At 37.4% G+C, this 24,430-nt stretch carries 19 protein-coding genes; 15 read left to right on the top strand and 4 right to left on the bottom strand.

Features of this window, described 5'->3' with window-relative positions:
* Nucleotides 1–4: 4 nt before the first annotated feature.
* Both HME9304_RS06250 and HME9304_RS06245 read right to left on the bottom strand, forming a co-directional pair.
* Complete coding sequence (locus HME9304_RS06250; RefSeq protein WP_112379746.1) at nt 5–697, bottom strand: aspartate/glutamate racemase family protein; 693 nt, start codon at nt 695–697, stop codon at nt 5–7.
* A 190-nt stretch (nt 698–887) separates the two neighbouring features.
* Nucleotides 888–1,190 (bottom strand): ArsR/SmtB family transcription factor, encoded by a 303-nt coding sequence (locus tag HME9304_RS06245; protein ID WP_112377765.1) that lies wholly within the window; start codon nt 1,188–1,190, stop codon nt 888–890.
* A gap of 162 nt (nt 1,191–1,352) precedes the next feature.
* Between HME9304_RS06245 and HME9304_RS06240 the strand changes: the two genes are divergently transcribed.
* The gene (locus HME9304_RS06240) at nt 1,353–1,904 is read left to right on the top strand and encodes a conjugal transfer protein TraO (RefSeq protein WP_112377764.1); all 552 of its coding nucleotides are present in this window, start codon (nt 1,353–1,355) and stop codon (nt 1,902–1,904) included.
* 47 nt (nt 1,905–1,951) lie between these two features.
* Here the strand turns inward: HME9304_RS06240 and HME9304_RS06235 are convergent, their stop codons facing one another.
* Entirely contained in the window at nt 1,952–2,695 is a 744-nt protein-coding gene (locus HME9304_RS06235) for a DUF3298 and DUF4163 domain-containing protein (protein ID WP_112377763.1), read from the bottom strand.
* Between the two features lie 87 nt (nt 2,696–2,782).
* Between HME9304_RS06235 and HME9304_RS06230 the strand changes: the two genes are divergently transcribed.
* The 8 genes from HME9304_RS06230 to HME9304_RS06195 all read left to right on the top strand — a co-directional run bounded on the left by HME9304_RS06230 (nt 2,783) and on the right by HME9304_RS06195 (nt 14,146).
* The gene (locus tag HME9304_RS06230; protein ID WP_112379745.1) at nt 2,783–3,937 is read left to right on the top strand and encodes a cystathionine gamma-synthase; all 1,155 of its coding nucleotides are present in this window, start codon (nt 2,783–2,785) and stop codon (nt 3,935–3,937) included.
* 132 nt (nt 3,938–4,069) lie between these two features.
* Complete coding sequence (gene gdhA, locus HME9304_RS06225; RefSeq protein ID WP_112377762.1) at nt 4,070–5,413, top strand: NADP-specific glutamate dehydrogenase; 1,344 nt, start codon at nt 4,070–4,072, stop codon at nt 5,411–5,413.
* A gap of 232 nt (nt 5,414–5,645) precedes the next feature.
* A complete protein-coding gene (gene recO / locus HME9304_RS06220; protein WP_112377761.1) occupies nt 5,646–6,365 on the top strand; it encodes a DNA repair protein RecO in 720 nt (239 codons plus the stop codon).
* A 1-nt stretch (nt 6,366) separates the two neighbouring features.
* A complete protein-coding gene (locus HME9304_RS06215) occupies nt 6,367–8,781 on the top strand; it encodes a TonB-dependent receptor (protein ID WP_112377760.1) in 2,415 nt (804 codons plus the stop codon).
* 206 nt (nt 8,782–8,987) lie between these two features.
* Nucleotides 8,988–12,446, top strand: coding sequence for an isoleucine--tRNA ligase (gene ileS, locus HME9304_RS06210; protein ID WP_112377759.1), 3,459 nt, complete (start codon nt 8,988–8,990; stop codon nt 12,444–12,446).
* Between the two features lie 3 nt (nt 12,447–12,449).
* On the top strand, nt 12,450–12,833 hold the full coding sequence (locus tag HME9304_RS06205) for a TraR/DksA family transcriptional regulator (RefSeq protein ID WP_112377758.1): 384 nt from the start codon (nt 12,450–12,452) through the stop codon (nt 12,831–12,833).
* Nucleotides 12,834–12,855: 22 nt separating this feature from the next.
* Nucleotides 12,856–13,476, top strand: a complete 621-nt coding sequence (locus HME9304_RS06200; RefSeq protein WP_112377757.1) for a hypothetical protein — start codon at nt 12,856–12,858, stop codon at nt 13,474–13,476.
* Nucleotides 13,477–13,510: 34 nt separating this feature from the next.
* Nucleotides 13,511–14,146 (top strand): lipoprotein signal peptidase, encoded by a 636-nt coding sequence (locus HME9304_RS06195; protein WP_112377756.1) that lies wholly within the window; start codon nt 13,511–13,513, stop codon nt 14,144–14,146.
* Here the strand turns inward: HME9304_RS06195 and HME9304_RS06190 are convergent.
* Nucleotides 14,143–14,703: a 5-formyltetrahydrofolate cyclo-ligase gene (locus HME9304_RS06190; protein ID WP_112377755.1), complete on the bottom strand. Its 561-nt coding sequence runs from the start codon at nt 14,701–14,703 to the stop codon at nt 14,143–14,145. The two genes, HME9304_RS06195 and HME9304_RS06190, sit on opposite strands and share 4 nt — an antisense overlap.
* 555 nt (nt 14,704–15,258) lie before the next feature.
* Between HME9304_RS06190 and uvrC the strand changes: the two genes are divergently transcribed.
* The 6 genes from uvrC to pgi all read left to right on the top strand — a co-directional run bounded on the left by uvrC (nt 15,259) and on the right by pgi (nt 24,427).
* Nucleotides 15,259–17,049, top strand: coding sequence for an excinuclease ABC subunit UvrC (gene uvrC / locus HME9304_RS06185; RefSeq protein ID WP_112377754.1), 1,791 nt, complete (start codon nt 15,259–15,261; stop codon nt 17,047–17,049).
* Between the two features lie 9 nt (nt 17,050–17,058).
* Entirely contained in the window at nt 17,059–19,326 is a 2,268-nt protein-coding gene (locus tag HME9304_RS06180; RefSeq protein ID WP_112377753.1) for a patatin-like phospholipase family protein, read from the top strand.
* Between the two features lie 427 nt (nt 19,327–19,753).
* Nucleotides 19,754–20,533, top strand: a complete 780-nt coding sequence (locus HME9304_RS06175; protein ID WP_112377752.1) for a DUF3108 domain-containing protein — start codon at nt 19,754–19,756, stop codon at nt 20,531–20,533.
* Nucleotides 20,534–20,539: 6 nt separating this feature from the next.
* Nucleotides 20,540–21,508, top strand: coding sequence for a tryptophan 2,3-dioxygenase family protein (locus tag HME9304_RS06170; RefSeq protein WP_112377751.1), 969 nt, complete (start codon nt 20,540–20,542; stop codon nt 21,506–21,508).
* 2 nt (nt 21,509–21,510) lie between these two features.
* Nucleotides 21,511–22,788, top strand: coding sequence for a M23 family metallopeptidase (locus tag HME9304_RS06165; RefSeq protein ID WP_112377750.1), 1,278 nt, complete (start codon nt 21,511–21,513; stop codon nt 22,786–22,788).
* Between the two features lies 1 nt (nt 22,789).
* Nucleotides 22,790–24,427 (top strand): glucose-6-phosphate isomerase, encoded by a 1,638-nt coding sequence (pgi, locus tag HME9304_RS06160; protein WP_112377749.1) that lies wholly within the window; start codon nt 22,790–22,792, stop codon nt 24,425–24,427.
* Nucleotides 24,428–24,430: the final 3 nt, after the last annotated feature.

The following is a 24,430-nucleotide window of genomic DNA, read 5'->3' as shown; positions in this document are numbered from 1 at the left end:
CTTGCTAAGAAAGAGCAAAATCTATAGCTTTTTGTGCATGGATTCGTGTAGTATCAAAAGTGGCAATGGCAACTTCGTCGTCAGATATGAGTAAAGGTAGTTCGGTACATCCCAAAATTACACCTTCAGCACCTTGATCTTCCATTTTTTTAATGATTTCCAAGCATTTTTCTTTAGATTCAGTCTTAAAAATCCCTTTAACCAATTCATTATATATAATGGATTGAAGGATGTCCATGTCTTTTGCATTCGGGACCAGAACTTTTAAATTGTATTGCTCTCTAAGAATCTTGGTATAAAAATCCTTTTCCATAGTAAACTTTGTTCCCAAGAGCGCAACTTTTTTCACTCCTGATTTTACAATTGCTTCACCTGTTGCATCTGCAATGTGTAAAAATGGAATTTTGATTGCTTGGGTAATGGCATCACTCACTAAATGTATGGTATTGGTGCAGAGCACTATCACATCTGCTCCAGCCTTTTCAAGTTTTTCTGCGTGGATACCCATCAACTTTCCAATTTTTTCCCAGTCACCTGAGAAAGAAAAGCGCTCAATTTCATCAAAGTCCAGAGAAGTAAGTATACATTTTGCAGAATGCGAGCCTCCCAGCTTTTCTTTTATTATTTCATTTACATATTGATAGTACACTTTAGAGGATTCCCAGCTCATCCCTCCGATTAAACCAATAGTTTTCATATTATTTTGTTTTAGATAAATATTCAGCTTCATTTATTTTGAAAGAACAAAGAAAATTTATGATTCTTCTTTTTATGGTCCTGTCTGTATTTTCCTGTTTTGGAATATTTTTCGTGGCACTAAAATATATATTGTCCTCCATGATTAATATATTTATGTTTCGCTAATTATAGATATGTAGAACTAAAAATTACAAAGCTGTCTCTAAGGCTTCAATATAGTTTTTGATAACATCTTCATTTCTTCTATAATACGTCCATTTGCCATGTCTTGTGGGTATGACCAGATTGGCATTTTGCATCGTATTTAAATAAGTTGAAACAGTAGACTGCGATAATCCAGTTTTATCTTGAATGAACCCAACACAAACGCCATCATTAAAATGGTCAATATCTTGGTGTGGCGGAAAGTTAGCTTCAGGGTCCTTTAGCCATTTTAGAATATTGACCCTGGTTTTATTGGATAATACTTTACTGATTTCGACAATATTCATGGCACAAATATAACTTAAATATTTATATATCTAAATTAATAGATATGTTGTTTTCAATTCCATTAAAATATGTTTGGGAAAAGTGTATCGGGTAGAAAATTGACTTTTTATATAATCCGATTATATTTGCATTAGCAGCTGGCCCCCCAAATCTTTATTAATATGAAAAAAACTTGCCTACGCTGCTTCGCATTTTTGGCCATACTTACATTTTCTTTAGAAAAGGCCTATTCACAAAGAAGCGATTTTTTCTTTGATTTTGTTCCAAGCTATAAGACAAACGGATACGGTATAAATGGTAATATCAACTATTTCCACAGTACCACGGATTTTTTTAGGGCCTCGTTCGTGTTCGCCTCTTCCAAAGAACAGCCCGTTGCAGGCCTTGAGTTTCCATATGATGATTACATGTTGGGCCTTGGATACTTTACAACCTTGGTTACATCGCCAAAAAAAGGATTTTTCATGTATTTAGGTGGTGGTCCCTCCTTGGGCTATAAATACATTAATCGTGGTGAAACTAATTTCCCATTTGATGCCGTGGATGCCGAGAGTTCTTTTATCTATGGGGGCTTTGCCACTTTTGAACTGGATTTTTTCCTTTCGGATACTTTCTCAATAGTTCTGCCCATTACCGGATTCTATCATTTTAACAGTTACCTTAACGACACTACATTATTGCTGGGTGGCGGAATTCGCTATTATTTGGATTAGGTGTTTTGGTGCTTATACTATTTAGAGAAATGAAAAAAATATGAGAATCAGGATTTTATTTTATTCTTCAAATATTTATTCACTTCATTGAAGGATAAAGTCAGTACGATAGGTCCATCTGCAAATGAAGCAACTTCGTATTGATTGTATATAAATTGAATCCCATCTTCCGTGTATCCAATATTTTCTGCCAAGTGAAAAATGTCTTTTTCAAACATGAAACCAGTTGCGTTTATATTTTTATCCTCGGGAATATTCTCTTGGACTCTAAATCTGGATTCGGCAAACTTTTGAAAACTCTCTAAATCGTCGAAAAGCTCCCAATTGTCCAATTCTACCGCATTTGTTTTATCAAAATTTAAAAATGTGGTTGACGCATATCCATGTGCACCTCCCGTAAAAATATATGTATTCATTGCAAGCGTTAAAATGTTCTTGTTTTCGTAAACAACTTTGCCATCAACTTTTGCCTCCCATCCAATATTATCTTCGGGAAATCTGGTTGCCAGTTCTTTAAAGCTATCGGTAAAAGATGCTATCGCATCGTTCAAATTTTCAATATCCTCTTCCGCATCAAATGAAAGGTATGAGATAATTTCTTCTTCTGTACTGCGATTTATGGTTTTTGCAATTGCAGTATCATCAATGGCCTTTGGAATGTTTATATCGATTTTAGGGCAAACTGGGCAATCCTCGCCGACCATTTGTAGCGGTTCAAAAGTAAGTTTATCACTATTTTCGCAACCAATGGCTATCAATAAAAGAAGGAGTATGCCTACGGATTTTTTCATGTTGGAGGTTTTAGGGTCTTCAAAAATAATACATCATTGATTACTCCAAAAGATAACGATACATTTGTACGCAGATTTAGAAAAAAAATGAGTAAAAAAGATTTAAAATTCAACAGTAGGACCATTCACGGAGGACAACATCCAGATAAAGCCTATGGAGCGGTCATGCCCCCAATTTACCAAACATCTACCTATGCACAGACCACTCCGGGCGGGCACCAAGGGTTTGAATATTCCCGTAGTGCAAACCCAACAAGAACTGCGTTGGAAAACTCTTTGGCAAGTATTGAAAATGGCACGTATGGACTGGCATTTGCGAGCGGACTTGCTGCAATCGATGCGGTTATAAAACTTTTAAACCCTGGAGATGAGGTGGTTTCGACCAATGATTTATATGGTGGGAGTTATCGTCTCTTCAAACAGATATTTGAAAAATATGGCATTGTATTTCATTTTATAGGGATGCAAAGTATTGCCGCAATTGAAGAGAAGGTTAACGATAGAACAAAACTCATTTGGGTAGAGACACCAACCAACCCCATGATGAACGTAATAGACATTAAAGCTGCATCAGCTTTGGCAAAAAAACATGATTTACTATTAGCTTTGGACAACACATTTGCTACACCATATTTACAGCGTCCACTTGATTTGGGAGCTGATATTGTCATGCATTCGGCAACTAAATACTTGGGAGGGCATAGTGATTTAGTTGTCGGCGCCTTGGTGGTCAAGGATAAGGATTTGGCGGACAAACTGTATTTTATTCAAAATGCCAGTGGCGCCGTTTGCGGTCCTATGGATAGCTTTTTAACGCTTAGAGGAATAAAAACACTTCATGTGCGCATGCAACGGCATTGTGAAAACGGAAAAGCCATAGCGGAATATTTGGCCAAACATCCAAAAATCGAAAAAGTATACTGGCCAGGCTTTGAGACACATCCAAATCACAATGTTGCTAAAGCCCAGATGGATGATTTTGGCGGAATGATTTCTTTTGTTCCCAACGGAAGCAGCTATGATGATGCGATTAAAATAGTTGAAAAATTGGAAGTTTTTACACTTGCGGAGTCCTTGGGCGGGGTCGAGAGTTTAGCGGGCCATCCAGCAAGTATGACACACGCCAGTATTCCAAAAGAAGAACGTGAAAAAAGCGGGGTGGTAGATGCATTGATCAGGTTAAGCGTAGGAATAGAGGATGTGGATGACTTAATAGCTGACTTAGAACAAGCGATAGGCTAGTAAAATTTTGCAAAATTTTCAAAAAAAGCATATTCAAATTATGCAAATAGTATAATTTAGCCGTCTAATTCCTAATCTATTAAAATAAGTCCAAAGAACCACTTTGGAATCAAAAAATCAGTAATCCGTTTTATGGAAGCAAAAATCAAAGCATTTATGGATGAGGTCAAGACCAGAAACGGTCATGAGCCAGAATTCATCCAAGCGGTACAAGAGGTTGCAGAAACCGTTATACCCTATATTGTAAAGCATGATATCTATCATGGAAAAAATATCCTTTTACGGATGGTAGAACCAGAGCGTTTGATCTCGTTTCGAGTAGCATGGGTAGATGACGATGGTGAGATTCATGTAAATCGCGGCTATCGTGTCCAAATGAATTCAGCAATCGGCCCTTATAAAGGAGGTTTACGATTTCATCCTACCGTTAATGCAAGCGTTTTAAAATTCCTGGCTTTTGAGCAAGTTTTCAAAAATAGCTTAACAACGCTGCCCATGGGCGGTGGTAAAGGAGGCTCGGATTTTGATCCTAAAGGAAAATCCGATGATGAGGTAATGCGTTTTTGTCATTCGTTCATGACCGAGCTATGCCGTCACATTGGTCCAAATACCGATGTGCCCGCCGGTGACATTGGTGTTGGCGCACGAGAAATAGGGTTTTTATTTGGAAAATATAAAAAGATAAGAAACGAATTTACCGGGGTACTTACAGGTAAAGGCCTTTCTTGGGGAGGTTCAAAAATTAGACCGGAAGCAACAGGATACGGTACCGTATATTTTGCACAAAATATGCTGCAAACTAAAGGAGATGATTTTGAAGGGAAAAAAGTTGTAATCTCCGGTTCAGGAAATGTAGCGCAATATGCTGCTGAAAAAGTTATCCAATTGGGAGCACAAGTTATAACCTTATCCGATTCAGGTGGTTACATTTATGACAAAGACGGAATTAATCAAGAAAAGCTAGAGTGGGTCATGGACCTAAAAAATAACCGTAGGGGCCGGATTTCTGAGTATGTAGAAGAATATTCCAATGCGGAATATCATGAAGGGAAAACACCATGGAATGTAAAATGTGATATTGCCTTGCCATGTGCCACCCAAAACGAGCTGGACGAAGATGATGCTAAAATGTTAATAGACAATGGTTGTATATGTGTTGCCGAAGGTGCAAACATGCCTTCAACCGCAGATGCAGTTCATGCTTTTTATAATGCAAAGATATTGTTCGCTCCAGGCAAAGCTTCAAATGCAGGTGGTGTTGCCACTTCTGGATTGGAAATGTCGCAAAACTCACTTCGTATCAGTTGGACAAGGGAAGAGGTAGATGAACGTCTTAAAGGAATTATGGAAGATATTCATGATTCTTGTATCGAGTATGGCAAAGAAGAAGAGGGGTATTGTAATTATGTAAAAGGGGCAAACATCGCAGGCTTTGTTAAAGTTGCCGATGCCATGCTGGCCCAAGGAGTAATTTAAGGTACAACGTTAGAAATACAAAATGCAAATAAAGACCTCCCGGGCTTTCAAAAGCTCGAGAGGTCTTTTCGCTTGGTGGAGAAAGTTTTTCAAACACCATTATACGATTGGCTATATATAAAGGATTGTCGTAGCTACTTTATATTGATGGTCTTTTTTGCAGATTTGGGAACCTTCAATTTCGTATCTCAAACTTTTTCAGATTATCTTTATATAGATTCAACTTCAGTAAATGCAAGTAACCACAAAGGCAATAGTGCTTTCTTCATTAAAATATGGAGATACCAGCTTGATCGTAAAAACCTTTACAGAATCTGATGGTTTAAAGGCTTATTTGCTAAAAGGTATCCTGTCCGCTAAAAGGGGAAAAGTAAAAGCCGCATATTTTCTACCCTTGATGCAGTTGGAAATTGTAGCGAACCATAAGAATAAGGGGACCTTGGAAAGTATAAAAGAGGTAAGGGTAGTTGAGCCGTACAAGACCCTACATACGGATATTGTCAAGAATAGTATGGTTCTTTTTCTTTCGGAAATGTTGGGGAACAGTATTCAAGAGCAGGAAAAAGACAGCGCTCTTTTTAATTATTTGGAATATGCCCTGTATTGGTTGGACGGGCATCCATCAAATTCAAATTTTCATATTCTGTTCTTGCTGAACATTACCAAGTATCTGGGATTTTATCCAGACATTTCCTTTAAAGACGAACAATATTTTGATTTGGTGGAAGGAAGTTTTTACAGAACACCTACACTCAATCCTTTAATTGAAGATGAAAGCTTGGTTTATTTTAAAAAATTTTTAGGCATAAATTTTGATGCATTAAATGCAATACAAATGAGCAAATCGCTTAGACAGGAACTCTTAAAAAAAGTTATTCTGTATTTTGAATTACATTTGCACAGCTTTAGAAAACCGAAGTCTTTGGCGGTTTTAAACGCAGTTTTTGAATAATATGCACTGGAAGGGTTTTGTCCTATTTTTTTTATTGGTTCCCTATACCGTATTGGCACAAGAAATTACCATTTTGGATGCGGTTACGGGCAATCCCATCTCCAATATTGCGGTCTACAATAAAGACAAATCCAAGACTGTGGTTTCTGACTTTGATGGAAAATGTAAGCTGGATATTTTCTCCAAAAGCGAGAAAATAATTTTTAAGCACATCAGTTATCAAACTTACGAGGCAACCAAAATGCGAATAGCAAGGCAGGGCAACCGAGTTTATTTGGACTTAAAATTGGAAGAACTGCAAGAGGTGGTAATGTCCGTTTCCAAATGGGAACAACAAAAAAAGGATATCCCACAAAAAATAGAATCCATAGACGCTCGGACCATTTCATTTACTACGCCCCAAACATCGGCCGATCTTCTTCAGAATAGCGGAAAAGTTTTTGTGCAAAAAAGCCAATTGGGGGGGGGAAGCCCAATGATAAGGGGTTTTGCCACAAATAGGTTACTGCTGTCCGTGGATGGTGTGCGCATGAACAATGCAATCTTTAGAGGGGGTAATATCCAAAATGTGATTTCTATAGACCCATTTACCATTAAAAACACGGAAGTGATCTTCGGTCCTGGCTCTGTCATTTATGGGAGTGACGCTATTGGTGGGGTAATGAATTTTTTTACGATAGAACCAAGACTGTCATTTACGGACAGCCTCACTTTTTCAGGAAATGCAAACTATAGATTTGCATCGGCGAACAATGAGAACACCGCACATGTGGATTTTAATCTTGGGAAACAGAAATGGGCATCATACACCAGTTTTACTTATAACGATTTTGATGATTTAGTAATGGGGGAATATGGGCGGGACTCTTACCTTCGCAATAACTTTGTTATTAGGGAAAACGGCACAGATGTTTTAGTGGAAAATAACGATCCCAGAAAACAGATAACTTCAGAGTACGACCAAATAAATTTTCTTCAAAAGTTTACCTATAAACCCAACACCACTTGGAATTATGACTTAGGCCTTTATTATTCAGAAACTTCGGACTTCTCAAGATACGACAGACTTATTCGTCCAAATAGCGATGGAGATGGACTGCGTTCCGCAGAATGGTTCTATGGACCGCAAAAATGGTTCATGGGAAATTTTCAGTTAACAAAAAAAGGAAAGAACAAGTTTTATGATGGTGTTAGGCTCACAACAGCTTATCAGTATTTTGAAGAGAGCAGGAACGACAGAAACTTTCAAGATGTGGAACGGTTTACCACACGTGAAAAAGTGGATGCACTTTCAATAAACCTTGATTTTGAAAATAAAAAAATTGGGGACCTTCGGTTGTATTATGGAGCCGAATATATCTTCAACAAAGTCAATTCAGAAGGAAGCAAGGAAGATATAGAGACCAATGAAGTTACTGAAACAGCGTCCAGATATCCAGATGGGTCCACCTGGCAGACATTCGCAGGATATATCAATGCAGAATACCGTCTTAAGCCCAATTTCACTTTTCTTTCTGGGGCTCGTTACAGTCAGGTGTGGGTAGATGCACAATTTGATACAACGTTTTATCCTTTTCCTTTTGAAGAAGCAGATTTGATTACAGGTGCTTTTACGGGAAGCCTTGGGTTCAGTTGGTTTCCTAAGGCGAATCTTCAGGTAACATTGAACGGTTCCACAGGTTTTAGGGCGCCCAACATAGATGATATTGGTAAAATTTTTGATTCGGAACCAGGATCAGTGGTGGTTCCCAATCCAGACTTGGAACCGGAATATGCTTACAATATTGAAACGGGGATACGACGTAACTTCAATGACAAACTTGTTTTAAAGGGCACTGCCTTTTATACATATTTGGTAGATGCGCTAGTAAGAAGGGATTATCAGTTTGATGGAGAATCGGAAATTGTTTATAACGGAGAATTGAGCAACGTTCAGGCGATTCAAAATGCTGCAAAAGCATATGTTTATGGTTTTGAATTTGGATTGGAAGCTTTTTTGAGCGACAATTGGTCCATTTTTTCAAATTTGACCCTTACCGAAGGCATAGAAGAGGACGATAACGGAACTGACTCTGCGGCAAGACATGTAGCCCCTACCTTCGGAGATTTCCATTTAGTTTGGCAAAACCAAAAATTAAAAACAGATTTATTCTTAAATTTTAATGGCGAAATTGATTTCAACGATTTGGCATTATCGGAACGCAGCAAGGATTTTATCTATGCAATGGATGACAACGGAAACCCCTTTTCACCCTCATGGTATACCTTAAATTTTAGGTCACAATATCAACTATCAAATACTTTGAGGACAACAATCAGTTTGGAAAACATGACCAATCAACGTTACAGGACCTATTCTTCTGGGATTGTGGCCCCTGGCACAAATTTTATTTTGGGACTGGGATATAGTTTTTGAATACAAAAAAGAACTTATAAGAATTATTTAAATCAAAGATGTCAAATTGGGCGAGAGACATCTCCGCATCGATACGCTATGGATCAAGCACTTTAATAAGACTGCCGGGTGACAAGCAAATCCAAATACCTGATTTGGAACGCCATAATTCAAGTTAAATTTTTAATTTTGCAAACTTGGAATTCTTGAAGAAGTAGCGATTAACTATGAAGTTTGCGGAATATAAGGGATTGGATTTACCAAAGGTATCAGAAGAAGTTCTGGACTTCTGGAAAAAGAGCGGAATTTTCGAAAAAAGTATTTCCACAAGAGAGGGGAAAGAAAGCTATGTGTTTTATGAGGGACCGCCTTCGGCAAACGGTATGCCTGGAATTCACCATGTAATGGCACGAACCATAAAGGATATCTTTCCACGGTACAAGACCATGAAAGGATACCAGGTAAAACGAAAAGCGGGGTGGGACACCCACGGATTGCCTATTGAGATCGGTGTTGAGAAAGAACTTGGAATTACAAAGGAAGATATTGGCAAAAAGATTTCTGTAGAGGAATACAATGCAGCCTGTAAAAAAGCGGTCATGCGCTATACGGATGTCTGGAACGAGATGACCGAAAAAATAGGATATTGGGTAGATATGGACAATCCCTATATTACCTACAAGCCCAAGTACATGGAATCTGTTTGGTGGTTGCTAAAGCAGATTTATGATAAAGGTCTTTTGTACAAAGGATATACCGTTCAGCCCTATTCCCCAAAAGCAGGTACAGGATTAAGTTCCCATGAGTTGAACCAACCGGGAACCTATCAAGATGTTACGGATACCACGGTTACGGCCCAGTTCAAAATCCCTATAGCTTCCAAAGGAAAGAAATCAGTTTGGGAAGTGTTTAGACTTTCCTCCCCTCTAGAGGGGTCTGGGGAAGCCTATTTTTTGGCATGGACGACCACACCGTGGACACTGCCATCAAATACCGCGTTGACCGTGGGACCAAAGATTGATTATGTTCTGGTTCAAAGTTTCAATCAATATACTTTTGAACCAAGTTATGTGGTTTTGGCAAAAAACTTGGTCGGTAAGCAATTTAGCGGCAAGTTCTTTGAAGCCGAAAGTGAGGAAGATTTTGCTAACTATACATCCAAGGATAAAAAAATCCCTTACCAAATTATTGCCGAAGCAAAAGGTATAGATTTAGTGGGCATCGAATACGAACAGCTTATCGACTATGTTCAGCCATATCAAAACCCTGAAAATGCATTTAGGGTCATTGCAGGGGATTTTGTAACTACTGAGGATGGTACCGGCATTGTACACACAGCTCCTACCTTTGGGGCGGATGATGCCCTTGTGGCAAAACAGGCAAAGCCAGAAATCCCACCCATGCTTGTTCTGGATGAAAATAACAACCCAGTTCCTTTGGTTGATCTGCAGGGAAAGTTTAGACCTGAACTCAAGGAATTTGGGGGCAAATATGTAAAAAACGAATATTACAATGATGGCGAGGCACCTGAGCGTTCCGTAGATGTTGAAATTGCCATCAAACTAAAAGAAGAGAACAAAGCCTTTAAGGTTGAAAAGTATGTACACAGTTACCCAAACTGTTGGCGTACCGATAAACCCATTTTATACTATCCTTTGGATTCGTGGTTCATTAAGGTCACAGATGTTAAAAACCGTATGTTTGAGCTGAACCAAACGATTAACTGGAAACCTAAAGCTACAGGTGAGGGACGTTTTGGCAATTGGCTGGCAAACGCAAACGATTGGAACCTTTCCCGTTCCCGCTATTGGGGAATTCCATTGCCTATCTGGCGTACAGAGGACGGAAGCGAGCAAATGCTAATCGGTTCTGTAGAAGAACTAAAAACTGAGATGGCAAAAGCTGTTGAAGCTGGGGTACTTGAAAAGGATGTATTTGAAGATTTTGTAGTAGGCGATATGAGCGAATCCAACTATGATAAAATTGATTTGCACAAGAATATCGTAGATCAAATCACTTTGGTTTCTGCATCTGGAAAACCCATGAAAAGGGAGTCAGACTTAATTGATGTTTGGTTTGACAGCGGCTCTATGCCCTATGCACAATGGCATTATCCTTTTGAAAATAAAGAATTGATAGATGGTGGGGTCGCATTTCCCGCAAACTTTATAGCCGAAGGTGTAGACCAGACCAGAGGTTGGTTTTATACGTTGCACGCTATTGCCACAATGGTTTTTGATACTGTATCCTACAAAAATGTAGTCTCCAATGGTCTGGTATTGGATAAAGAGGGTAAAAAAATGTCCAAACGATTGGGCAACGCCGTTGATCCATTTAAAGTATTACCGGAACACGGTGCAGATGCCACACGATGGTATATGATTTCAAATGCCAATCCATGGGACAATCTCAAGTTTGATATTGACGGCATCGTAGAAGTGAAGCGAAAGTTTTTTGGAACACTCTACAACACCTATTCCTTTATGGCCCTGTATGCCAACATTGATAAATTCAATTATTCAGGAGCGGACGTTCCTTTGAAGAACAGGCCGGAGATAGACCAATGGATTCTTTCGGAACTACATTCCTTGATTCAAAATGTGGATGAAGCATACGCAGATTACGAAGCGACCAAAGCAGCAAGAATGATTTCGGACTACGTTCAGGAGAATTTGAGCAACTGGTACGTGCGATTGAGCAGAAGACGTTTTTGGAAGCCAGCTCTTAATAATCACTCTGGAGGCGATGATCATCAAGAGGACAAAACCTCGGCATACCAGACATTGTACACCTGTTTGGTGACAGTAGCCAAATTGTCAGCTCCTGTTGCACCCTTTTTTATGGATAGATTATATCAAGATTTGAACACAACAACCAAAAAAGAGGGTTTTGAAAGTGTACATTTGGCGGACTTTCCAACTTTTGATGTGGCAATGGTCAACAAGGAATTGGAACGGAAAATGCAATTGGCACAAAAAATCTCATCATTGGTGCTATCCATACGTCAGAAGGAAAAAATCAAAGTACGCCAACCACTGCAAAGAATCATGATTCCTATTTTGGACAATGAGCAGAAAAAAGACATCGAAGCGGTTTCGGAATTGATAAAATCGGAAGTCAATGTAAAGGAAATAGAATTACTGGATGATGCTTCGGGAATTTTAGTAAAACAGATAAAACCCAATTTCAAGGTTTTAGGGCCCAAATTTGGAAAAGACATGAAGGCCATCGCCGTCGCTGTGAATGAATTGGGTCAAGAGGACATCCAAAAAATTGAACAAGAAGGCGAATTAATGCTTGCATTGAAAAATAAAAACATTAAATTACAGTTAACGGATGTAGAGATCAGCTCACAGGATATCGAGGGCTGGCTGGTGGCAAGTTCCGGTTCTTTAACGGTTGCTTTGGATGTGACCATAGACGAAAACTTGAGAAGAGAGGGAATTGCAAGGGAATTGGTCAATAGAATTCAAAATTTGAGAAAGGAATCAGGATTTGAAGTGACCGATAAAATCGATATTAAAATATTGAAGGACGGCTTTGTGGAAAATGCGGTTTCAAGTAACGAAGCCTACATAAAGACCGAAACCTTGACAGCAGAACTTAATTTTGAAGAAAAATTAGACGAAGGCATGGCAATTGCCTTTGATGAAGTGAATACAAAATTGTTTATCCAAAAACATTAGAACATGGCAGAAGATTTAAAAATAAGATATTCGGATAAGGACTTAGAAGAATTTAAAGCACTGATCGAAGAAAAAATAGATAAGGCCAAAAAACATTTGGACCTTCTCAAAAGTTCATATATGAACGACGGAAACAATGGCACCGATGATACCTCACCAACTTTTAAGGCTTTTGAGGAAGGTTCCGAGACCATGAGCAAAGAAGCGAACACCCAACTGGCAATACGCCAAGAAAAATTTATTAGGGACCTAAAGAACGCTTTGTTGCGAATAGAGAACAAAACCTATGGTATTTGCCGTGTTACGGGAAAACTTATAAATAGGGAGCGATTAAAGCTGGTACCACATGCTACATTGAGTATTGAGGCCAAGAATATGCAGAAATAGTAAAGTGCATTGGGCATTTTTTATGAAATCCCTGTTCTTGCTCACTGTTTTTTTTACTATCAGTTCCCTACAGGGGCAAAAATTGGTAAAGAAGGCTTTTATAGATGCTAGGACCGAATCTATACAGATAGATTCCAAGTATTGTTATAAAGTAAATCTTGGCACTGCAAGTACAAGCGAAGTTCGTGTCGTGGCAAGTATTGAAGGTGAATACTCAAAGGATTTATTGATCAATATAGAAAACCAAGGAACGACGGCATTGATAAGTGCTGGATTTCAGCCCAATTTTACGAACCCAAATGATAAGCTCAGTGCACATAAAGTTATATCCATTGAGCTGGATATTACATTGCCTGAATACAAAGATGTTTCCATTTATGGAACCAATAGTACTGTCTTGGCCGAAGGAAAGTACAAGAGTTTAAAAATTAAGCTATCAGATGGAACTTGCAGATTGAAAAATATTACGGAGACCGTTGAGGTCGATACTCAAAAAGGCGATATTTTTCTCGCAGCGAACAACGGGGAAATTATGGCGAAAAGTATATATGGAACAGTTGATAATGGAACTATACCGCTTGGAGAAAACCAATATATTTTGAACACTGTGGAAGGCAATATCTACTTAAAGAAAACAAAATAATATCCATACTTTTGCCCAATCTGTTTTAAAAGGAATGAATTTAAAGAAGTCCCTGTTAATCATTATACTAATTTTGGTAATTGACCAGATTAGCAAAATTTACGTAAAAACTAACTTTATTCTCGGCGAATCTACTATAGTTTTCGATTGGTTCAAAATACTTTTTATAGAGAATGAAGGCGCTGCATGGGGAACAAAGCTTAGTGATCTGCTCCCTATATCTGAATCGACCGGAAAACTGGTACTCACCATATTTAGACTTTTTGCAATTTTTGGAATTGGTTATTGGCTTTGGGACATTATTAAAAAGCAATCACCCAAAACCTTGATTTTGGCAGTCTCGCTCATTTTTGCAGGAGCATTGGGCAACATTATCGATTCTGTTTTCTATGGAATGATTTTCAATGATAGCAGTGGTCAAGTTGCTACACTGTTTTCAGATGACCCTTATGGAAAAATCTTTTATGGTAAAGTTGTTGATATGCTTTATTTTCCATTGATAGATACTACTTGGCCAGAATGGGTTCCCTCTATTGGAGGCAATAATTTTCGTTTTTTTGAACCTGTGTTCAATGTTGCGGATACAGCTATAAGTACAGGGGTGGGTATATTAATTGTATTCAATAAAAAAGCTTTCCCAAAAACAGACAAGGAGAACGCAGAAAGTTAGAATCTGTAAATTTTATCCGGTGTTATGCAATAATCCAACTTAACATCATTTTTATGAATGTCATCTATGCGGTCTTCGGCATTAAAAATTGATAAGCCTATTTTAATAGTCTCCTTTCTACATTTCCCAAGAAAAGTATCATAATACCCTTTGCCGTAACCAACACGATTACCTTTTACATCAAAGGCCAATAATGGTATAAAAACTACATCTATCTTACTTTCGGGAACTACTATTCCGTCTACTGGTTCTGGAATATGCCATTTATTTTTTTTGAATTTGGTACTATCCGTAAGAAGATAGTTCTCTATAGAACTCTCCCCTGTTATTCTAGGGACCACAATATTTTTATCCTTTCCCTGCAACATTGTAATTAAGGGCAATGTATCAACTTCTTTACTTTGCTCAATACTTAAGAAAATATGGAAATAAAAAAAATCCCAGATAGGGATTTGAAGTACATGATTGGTTAGAGTAATACTCAAATCTGAAAGGAGCGAGAAAGATTTTTCTTGCCTGAGATTTTTATATTTTTTTCTTAGTTCATGTTTCAACATCAAGTGCTGAAATTTTTTTAGGGGTCGTTACGGGGAACACTTTTACTACTCTCTGGTAGAAACCGAGAAAAAGATTTTGAAGAAAAGCATCAAAATCAAATACATTCCCAAAACGATAACATAGTTTTCCATTAAATCGTATTTATAAAGTTAAATGTAGGTAAAAGAATTGAAAATTTAACCACAAAAGGCAGATTTTATCGATGAAATGCATCTTTTTTAATAATTGGTTAACACATAAGGAATTTTTCTTACGTCTATCTAAAGTTTAAGTATTTGAAATATAGGGCATTAAATTATATTTAAACAGATAGATTATATTTCAAGAATAAGACGGATTTAAAAGAATTTTTTTTTGACTTAATCAAAAATTCGCAAAAAATCGATTTTCATCCTACTTTTCACTTTTTTATAGTATTAAAAAGGTAAAGCTTACATGCCGTTCATGAATTAAAACATGGGAATGGTTAATGCTAATAAGCAATCGGTCAATTTTAACTATAAATCACTGGTATAAAAGCCTAATTTTGTTTTTTAGGTAGATTTTAAGAGTTTATGTCCGATCCATCATCCATAGATGTTCAAATAAGTGCATTACCAGATAGCCCTGGGGTGTATCAGTTTTATGATGCTGATGGAAAAATCCTGTATGTGGGCAAGGCTAAAAACCTAAAAAAAAGGGTTTCTTCCTATTTTAATAAAAAACAGGAATATGGCAAGACCAGGGTATTGGTCAAAAAAATACATTCGGTCAAACACATTGTGGTCGCTACGGAATCTGATGCATTACTTTTGGAAAACAATCTTATAAAAAAACTTCTTCCCCGATATAATGTAATGCTCAAAGACGACAAATCTTATCCATGGATTTGTATCAAAAACGAGCGATTTCCAAGGGTTTTCCCCACCAGAAAGTTGATTAAGGACGGCTCTGAATATTATGGCCCATATACTAGCATGAAAACTGTGAGAACGCTTTTAGACCTTGTTAAAAGTGTTTATCCCTTAAGAACTTGCAATTATGATCTTTCCAAGGAAAAGATTTCTTCCGGGAAATATAAGGTATGTCTGGAATACCACTTGGGCAATTGCATGGGGCCATGTGAGGGACTTCAAGAAGTGGAAGAATATCATAGGCAGATAGCTGATATTCGGGAAATTATAAAAGGTAATTTTAAAAGCTCGCTACAATTCTTCAAATCACAGATGAAGGAACTGGCAGGTAAAATGGAATTTGAAAAGGCACAGCGCATCAAGGATAAAATTGACATACTTGAAAATTATCAGGTCAAATCCACGGTGGTGAATCCCAAAATCAACAATGTTGATGTATTCACCATAATTTCTGACGAGACCCATGGTTATGTTAATTTTCTTCAACTTTCCCATGGATCTATAGTTAGATCGCATACTATGGAAATCAAAAAGAAATTGGAGGAAACCAATGAAGAACTTTTGCAATTGGCCATCATAGAATTGAGACAGCGATTTAATTCTAAATCCAAAGAAATTTATTTGCCCTTTCCCATTGCGGTAGAGGATGATGTTAAGGTCACACTTCCAAAATTGGGAGATAAACGTAGAATTCTTGAGTTATCTGAACGAAATGCACGTTTTTTTAGACAGGATAGGTTCAAACAAATCAAAATTGTGGACCCGGATAGGCATACAAAAAGAATAATGGCACAGATGAAGGCTGATTTGAGGCTTTCTAAAGAACCAACACACATAGAATGCTTTGACAACTCCAATATTCAAGGCAGCAATCCAGTGGCCGCTTGTGTTGTTTTCAAAAATGGAAAGCCTTCCAAGAAAGACTATAGACATTTCAATATAAAAACAGTGGAAGGCCCGGACGATTTTGCAAGTATGGAAGAAGTGGTTTTTAGAAGATATAAAAGACTCCTAAACGAAGAGGAGCCTTTGCCACAGTTAATTGTTATTGATGGCGGTAAAGGACAGTTGTCATCATCATTGAGGAGTTTGGACATTTTGGGCCTACGCGGAAAAATTGCGATAATAGGAATAGCCAAACGTTTGGAGGAGATTTATTTCCCAGAAGATCCCATACCACTTTATCTGGATAAAAAATCCGAGACCTTAAAGATTATCCAGCAATTAAGAAATGAAGCCCATAGATTTGGGATAACCCACCATAGAAACAGAAGAAGCAAGGCTGCCATTAATTCTGAGCTAGAAAGTATCGAGGGGATAGGTAAAAAAACTGCAGAACAGTTGTTGAAGCGTTTTAAATCGGTCAAGCGGATTAAGGAGGCAACCATTGATAGTCTTGCCGAATCCGTGGGCATGGCCAGGGCAAAAAAAATTTATAAGTCCTTTCATTAGCAAATACGAATGAAAAACAAAATAGTCATATTGCTACTTGCTTTTTTTGGTACTTGGGGTATTGCTCAAACCACTGAAAAAGAAGAGGTGCCCATACAAGTGGGTCTTGTACTTAGCGGTGGTGGAGCAAAGGGGCTGGCCCATATTGGCACATTAAAGGTTTTGGAACAAGCCGGTGTAAAGGTAGACTATATTGGCGGCACAAGCATGGGTGCCATAATCGGTGCGCTCTATGCATCTGGATATTCAGCAACGGAGCTGGATTCGATTTTTAGGGTAACGGATTTTTCAAAATTGATTCAGGATGATGTCCCAAGAAGCGCTAAAACATTTTACGATAAGGACGACTCTGAACGGTATGCGCTCGGGCTTCCTTTTACAAACTTTCATGTTTCTTTCCCACAGGCCATCTCCGGAGGTCAGAATATCTATAATGAACTGGTCAGGCTTTTGTTTCATGTAAAAGATATTAAGGACTTCAAAAAATTGCCCATCCCTTTTTTATGTATCGCTACAAATGTGGAAACAGGTGAAGAAGTGTTGCTGGAAAGTGGATACCTGCCCGAAGCTATTATGGCCAGTGGTACGTTCCCATCATTGTTCGAGCCCTCTGAAATTGATGGTAAACTTTTGATAGATGGAGGTGTGGTAAACAACTACCCTATAGATGAAGTAAAGAAAATGGGCGCCAACCTAATCATTGGTGTAGATGTTCAACATGGCTTATCAGATAGGGAAGCATTATCATCGGCTACAGAAATCCTTCTTCAAATAAATAATTATAGAACGGTCAGTGATATGAAAAAGAAAATCGATAAGACCGAAATTTATATAAAACCTAAAATCGAGGATTTTTCCGTTATCGATTTTGGTCGTGGTAAAGAGATTGTTCTCACCGGTGAAGAAGCTGCGCTGGAGAAGTTTGCTGAACTGCAAAAAGTAGCCCAAGTACAAAATGAATCTCCACTTTCAAAAAGGATAGTCGAACCCTCTGACAGTCTTACTATCAATAGATTGATAATCAAAGGAAATGATAAGTACACCAGGGGCTACATAAAAGGAAAACTTAGATTTGACTTGGCCGAGAGGATTTCATTTGACGATTTAAAACAGGGCGTAAGCAACCTGTCCGCAACAGGTAACTTCAAGACTATAAGATATCAATTGGTATCCAATGGCTTGGGCACTGATTTGATATTAAAGCTAGTAGAAACAGAGACTAAAATGTTCTTAAAGCTTTCAGCTCATTATGATGATCTTTATAAAAGCGCTGCACTGATCAATCTCACCAAAAAGAATTTTTTGCTCAAGGACGACGTAGCATCTTTTGATTTTATTCTGGGAGATAATTTAAGGTACAATTTGGAATATTATCTTGATAAGGGTTTTTACTGGAGTTTTGGTGTTAAATCGGAGTTTACCAATTTTGATACAGATGTGGATTTTGGTTTGATAAGCTCAAACTTTGAAGTTCCCGCAGATCCAAACATTCGTGAAATAAACTTGGATGTAACGGATTTGACCAATCAAGCTTATTTACAGACCGTCTTGCAAGAAGAATTTGCCGTAACCTTAGGTTTAGAGCACAAACTGTTGCGTTACAGTACCCGAACCATAAATCAATTTGTGGATAATGGCGAAGATACTTTTGTGCCAACAGATTCAGAACGAACTTTTTTTGATGACTCAAACTATTTTAGCGCCTATGGAAAAATAACATTGGATACCTATAACGATAAATACTTTCCAACCAAAGGCATATTTTTTGACAGTGATTTTCATTTTTATCTCCTTTCCTCAGACTTTAATGAAAATTTTAAGGAATTCTCCGTTGGAAAAGCAAGACTTGGAACAGCTTTCAATCTTTTCAATAACGTAAGCCTTAATATAGAGGCCGAAGGAGGTTTTAAATTGGGAACTTCCAGTGTTACATCCTTTGATTTCGTTCTTGGAGGATATGGAAATGATTTTGTGAATAATTTTATTCCATTCTTTGGATATGATTTTTTAAGCCTTCCCGGAAACAGTTTTGTAAAATCCTATGGAAGGTTGGATTATAATTTTGCGCCCAAGAACCACGCATTGTTTTCAGCGAATTTTGCAAACGTTGACGATGATTTATTTCGTACAGGGGAATGGTTTACGGAGCCTACATTTTCTGGCTATGGAATAGGTTATGGGTATGAATCCTTTCTGGGCCCTGTTCAGATATATTATTCCTGGTCTCCGGAAATAAACGAGAACACCTTTTTCTTTAGCATAGGATATTGGTTCTAGAAAATATAATGCACTAATTATCTTATAATGATGCTATCTGCTTGGATTTTTAAAACCCATACACAAAGAAAGGTTTTCATCCATCAAAGATTAGGGAAAAACACTAAAAAACCGGGATTTTTCTTAATGGCATATTAAATATTTGTTTGGCTTTCGCCAAAAAAAGAAAAGGATAGTTAAAGTCCGTTAAAAACTTATTTTCCTACAAAAGCTTGATGTATATTTACAAGTACATAAGGGGTGGTTCCCTTATAACTTTAAGTATTGGTTTTTCATAATTTAAAGTTTGGTTGGTTATTTAGGAAAAGCCCAGTTTTAAGACTGGGCTTTTTTTTGTATAATATTTTGGAACAAGTTTTGTTTATGTAATTGTAAACTAATTTACTAAAAACACGTTTTTAGTAATTTTATCACAACATTACAGTTTATGAAATATTTTTTCATCATTTTTTCTTTAATGTTTGCAATTCATGCAACGTCTCAAAATGTACAGCCCGCCTACAAAGCTGGCGAATGGCTTAAATTTCGAATCCATTATGGATTCCTTAATGCCAGTTACGCTACCCTGAATTTGAGGAATGATACCATAGATAATACTCCCGTATACCATGTTGTCGGTAGAGGTAAAACAACTGGTTTTGCCAGTATATTTTTTAAAGTAGATGATACCTATGAGAGCTATTTTGGAAAAAAAAGCGGCAAACCCTATCGTTTTATTCGTAAAATAAATGAAGGCGGCTACACAAAAGATATTGAAATCGATTTTTATCATGACCAGGATAAAGCTGTTCTAAAAGACAACAAAAATGGAAAACAATTGGACATTCCCGTGCACGACGAAATTCAGGATTTATTGTCGGCCTCATATTATCTAAGGAACAGATATGCACTTGAGGAATTTGAGGTAGGTAAATCCATTAACATGGATATGCTTTTTGATGATGATGGAGTCTATAAATTTAAGTTGAAATTTTTGGGAAAAGAAGTCATTCGTACCAAGTTTGGCAAAGTAGAATGTCTTAAATTTAGGCCCATAGTACAATCTGGTCGAGTTTTTAAGGAAAACGAAAGCCTTACTCTATGGGTTTCGAATGATCTGAACAAAATTCCGATCAGGATCAAGGCAGATTTGGCCGTAGGGTCCCTTAAGGCAGATTTAGATGGTTATAACGGCCTCAAGAACCAATTTAAAATAATAATGAGATAGTATTTAATGAAGAATGATGAGCGAATTGAGTCCCAAATCAATAAGCTTGAAGAAAAGTTCAAAAATTCTGGACAAGATTTAAGTTCTTATCTCGATGGGCTTCTTTATCAAAGATACCTTACCTACTGGGATTATATCCATTTAGATACATTGCTCAGTCTTCAAGTGCCACGTACACACTTTCCTGATGAAGAGATATTTATTATGTACCATCAGATTACCGAACTTTATTTTAAGCTTATTCTGCATGAGCAGAAACAAATAGTTGATGATAAATCCCAAAGCCTTGATTTTTTCATAGAAAAGGCAAATCGCATCAACAGTTATTTCAAAGCGTTGATATCTTCTTTCAGGATTATGATAAATGGAATGCAGCGTGAACAATTTTTACGTTATCGCATGGCACTTTTACCTGCAAGCGGGTTTCAATCCGCACAATACAGGATGATAGAGCTTTATGCTACTCCTTTGGAAAATTTGGTACATCATTCTGAGCGGGATTCTTTTTCTGCAAATGATGAAATAGAAGAACTTTTTGAAAATATTTATTGGAAAAAAGGTGCTACGGATATTAATACTGGGGAGAAAACACTTACGCTCAAACAATTTGAGTTTAGATATACCCCAAGACTTTTGAGAATATCCAATCAGGTAAAAAGCAGTACTATTTATCACAAATACCTACAATTGCCTGAGTCATCTAGAAAAGATGAGCGTTTAATAACATCATTAAAGGATTTGGATGTAAATGCCAATGTAAACTGGCCATTGATGCACATGGGTTCAGCGTACCGGTATTTAGCTAAAGAAAATAAAGAAGTTGGTTCCACGGGAGGGACCAATTGGAAGGACTATCTGCCACCCAGTTTTCAGAAAATAATTTTTTTCCCAACTTTGTACTCAGAAGACGAGAAGCTATCATGGGGAAAACAATGGGTAGATCATATTTTTAATCCAGCAAATAAGGAATTTTAAGAATGTATAAATTTTTTGGGGCACTGTTGGCACTGATGATGTTGGTGTCATGTAAAGAAGAAAAGGTATTGGTACAGGAATTGGGACCGGAAGAACCGGTTGAACAGCCAATAATAAAACATTTTGGATTTAATCTCGATGAATTCAAAGTAGTTCACGATACCGTAAGAAACGGAGACAGTTTTGGAGAACTTATGTTGAAGAATAAAGTGGACTACCCTAAAATATACACAATATCAGAGAACTTTAAAGATACTTTTGATGTTAGAAAAATAATGGTCGGTAAGCCATACGTGATTTTAAAATCAAAAGATACCTCAGAAGTTGCAGAAGTTTTCATTTACCAGAACGATCGTATAAACTATACTGTTGTTGATCTTCGTGATAGTGTAATGGCCTATAAGAGTAAAAAGAAAGTTAAATATGTAGAACGTGAAGCTTCTGGAATAATAGAAACATCACTATCCGAAGCAATTTTAGATCAGGGCATAGATTATAACGTTACGTTGAACCTTTCAGAAATCTATGCATGGACGATTGATTTCTTTAGATTGGAAAAAGGGGACAAGTTCAAGGTTATTTATAAAGAGAGATATATCAATGATACCATATACGCTGGAGCAGAACCAATAGAAGCTGCATTTTTTGAGCATAAGGGGAAACCAATATATGCATTTTCCTACGAAGCGGATTCTCTAAAACAGATGACCGATTATTTTGATGAAGAAGCCAATAATTTAAGAAGTACATTTTTAAGGGCACCGATCAAGTTTGGATACAGACTATCATCTAGATATAATTTAAAAAGAAGAATTGCATATTACGGCTATAAGGTAAGACCGCATAAAGGAACGGATTACGCTGCACCAATTGGGACACCTATCATCGCCACCGCGGATGGCACTGTCACCGAATCCAGAAGAAAAGGTGGCAATGGAAAGTATGTAAAAATCAGGCACAACGGAACCTATAGTACCCAATATTTGCATATGCGAAAGCAAAAGGTAAAAAGAGGAGAGTATGTAAGACAAGGAGATGTAATAGGATGGGTCGGTATGACAGGAAATACCGGAGGCCCCCATGTGTGTTACAGATTCTGGAAAAATGGTAGGCAAGTAGACCCACTTAGAGAGAAATTGCCTGCCGCGGAACCTATAGCAGATTCCCTGAGATTGGATTACCTAGAATATATAGATCCTTTAAAAACTCAATTGGATTGTATAGAATACACATTGCCCGCTCCAGAACCGCAAGAAAATCTTATAACACTCAATAAGTAAAATGGCACTCCCCAAAATTGACCCCACAACCACAAAAGCCTGGGAAAAACTTTCAAGACACTATCAAGACACTAAAAATCAACATTTAAGGAAACTGTTTACTGCAGATAAAGAACGTGGAAAATTATTTGTAATTCACTGGAACGATTTTCTAGTAGATTATTCAAAAAATAGAATTACACAACAAACAATGAGTTTGTTACTGGAATTGGCTGAAGAAGTTGGCTTAAAAAACGCAATAAAGGCCTATTTTAAAGGGGACGAAATTAATCAAACGGAAAGAAGGGCGGTTTTGCACACAGCGCTACGTGCTAAAAAAAGTGATGAGGTTCATGTAGATGGAAAAAATATTGTTCCTGAGGTTTATGAAGTCAGAGAAAAAATAAAGGTTTTTTCAGAAGGTGTGATTTCTGGTGATAGAAGAGGATATTCTAATAAAAAGTTCACAGATGTAGTAAATATTGGTATTGGAGGGTCTGACTTGGGACCTGCAATGGTAGTTGAAGCGCTCAAATTTTATAAGAATCATTTAAGAATGCATTTTGTGAGCAATGTAGATGGAGACCATGTTCATGAAATACTAAAAGAACTAAATCCAGAAACAACATTGTTTGTGGTTGTCTCTAAGACGTTCACAACTCAAGAAACGTTGAGCAATGCCATTACCATTAAAAAATGGTTTTTAGAAAACGGCTCACAAGAAGATATTGCCAAACACTTTGTGGCAGTTTCAACAAACACCCAAAAAATCAAGGATTTTGGAATATCGGCAGACAATGTTTTTCCTATGTGGGACTGGGTAGGAGGTCGCTTTTCACTCTGGAGTGCGGTAGGGATTTCGATTTCGCTATCCATAGGATACGATAATTATGCAGAATTATTATCAGGAGCCAATGAAATGGATGTTCATTTTAAAGAGACAGCGTTTTCAAAAAATATCCCGATTGTTTTGGCACTTGTAGGTATTTGGTACAATAACTTTTATAATGCAGAGACAGAGGCGATTATCCCATATACACAATATTTGAATCGTTTTTCCGCCTATTTGCAACAGGGCATTATGGAAAGTAACGGTAAAAGCACGGACAGATCTGGTAATAGTATAAATTATGAGACAGGAACTATTATTTGGGGAGAACCGGGCACTAACTCACAGCACGCTTTCTTTCAGCTCATCCATCAAGGCACAAAATTGATTCCTGTGGATTTTATTGGGTTTAAAGAATCTTTACATGGAGATAAAGACCACCATAACAAGCTTTTGGCCAATTTTTTTGCACAAACAGAAGCTCTAATGAACGGCAAGACCAAAGATGAGGTCAAGGAAGAACTTCAAGAACAAGAATTTACCGCCAAAGAAATAGAAGCACTTTTGCCTTTCAAAATCTTTCAGGGCAACAAACCGACCAATACTATTCTTATCAGTAAGCTCACTCCAAAAAGTTTAGGATCACTTATTGCACTTTACGAGCATAAAATATTTGTTCAGGGAATTATTTGGAATATTTTCAGTTATGATCAATGGGGCGTGGAATTGGGCAAGCAATTGGCAAAATCTACTCTTTCTGATATTGAAGGTTCCGAAATTGGCAATCATGATAGTTCTACACTAAATCTTTTGCATTTTTTTAAGAATTGATTT

The organism is Flagellimonas maritima, from assembly GCF_003269425.1.
Lineage (GTDB): Bacteria > Bacteroidota > Bacteroidia > Flavobacteriales > Flavobacteriaceae > Flagellimonas > Flagellimonas maritima.
The sequence above is the reverse complement of the archived record's forward strand: the minus strand, read 5'-3'. Positions and strand labels throughout refer to the sequence as shown.

Bases quoted from the DNA above. Each gene is read 5' to 3' on its own strand.
- HME9304_RS06250 (WP_112379746.1), bottom strand. From the start codon at position 697: ATGAAAACTATTGGTTTAATCGGAGGGATGAGCTGGGAATCCTCTAAA.
- HME9304_RS06245 (WP_112377765.1), bottom strand. From the start codon at position 1,190: ATGAATATTGTCGAAATCAGTAAAGTATTATCCAATAAAACCAGGGTC.
- HME9304_RS06240 (WP_112377764.1), top strand. From the start codon at position 1,353: ATGAAAAAAACTTGCCTACGCTGCTTCGCATTTTTGGCCATACTTACA.
- HME9304_RS06235 (WP_112377763.1), bottom strand. From the start codon at position 2,695: ATGAAAAAATCCGTAGGCATACTCCTTCTTTTATTGATAGCCATTGGT.
- HME9304_RS06230 (WP_112379745.1), top strand. From the start codon at position 2,783: ATGAGTAAAAAAGATTTAAAATTCAACAGTAGGACCATTCACGGAGGA.
- gdhA (WP_112377762.1), top strand. From the start codon at position 4,070: ATGGAAGCAAAAATCAAAGCATTTATGGATGAGGTCAAGACCAGAAAC.
- recO (WP_112377761.1), top strand. From the start codon at position 5,646: ATGCAAGTAACCACAAAGGCAATAGTGCTTTCTTCATTAAAATATGGA.
- HME9304_RS06215 (WP_112377760.1), top strand. From the start codon at position 6,367: ATGCACTGGAAGGGTTTTGTCCTATTTTTTTTATTGGTTCCCTATACC.
- ileS (WP_112377759.1), top strand. From the start codon at position 8,988: ATGAAGTTTGCGGAATATAAGGGATTGGATTTACCAAAGGTATCAGAA.
- HME9304_RS06205 (WP_112377758.1), top strand. From the start codon at position 12,450: ATGGCAGAAGATTTAAAAATAAGATATTCGGATAAGGACTTAGAAGAA.
- HME9304_RS06200 (WP_112377757.1), top strand. From the start codon at position 12,856: ATGAAATCCCTGTTCTTGCTCACTGTTTTTTTTACTATCAGTTCCCTA.
- HME9304_RS06195 (WP_112377756.1), top strand. From the start codon at position 13,511: ATGAATTTAAAGAAGTCCCTGTTAATCATTATACTAATTTTGGTAATT.
- HME9304_RS06190 (WP_112377755.1), bottom strand. From the start codon at position 14,703: ATGTTGAAACATGAACTAAGAAAAAAATATAAAAATCTCAGGCAAGAA.
- uvrC (WP_112377754.1), top strand. From the start codon at position 15,259: ATGTCCGATCCATCATCCATAGATGTTCAAATAAGTGCATTACCAGAT.
- HME9304_RS06180 (WP_112377753.1), top strand. From the start codon at position 17,059: ATGAAAAACAAAATAGTCATATTGCTACTTGCTTTTTTTGGTACTTGG.
- HME9304_RS06175 (WP_112377752.1), top strand. From the start codon at position 19,754: ATGAAATATTTTTTCATCATTTTTTCTTTAATGTTTGCAATTCATGCA.
- HME9304_RS06170 (WP_112377751.1), top strand. From the start codon at position 20,540: ATGAAGAATGATGAGCGAATTGAGTCCCAAATCAATAAGCTTGAAGAA.
- HME9304_RS06165 (WP_112377750.1), top strand. From the start codon at position 21,511: ATGTATAAATTTTTTGGGGCACTGTTGGCACTGATGATGTTGGTGTCA.
- pgi (WP_112377749.1), top strand. From the start codon at position 22,790: ATGGCACTCCCCAAAATTGACCCCACAACCACAAAAGCCTGGGAAAAA.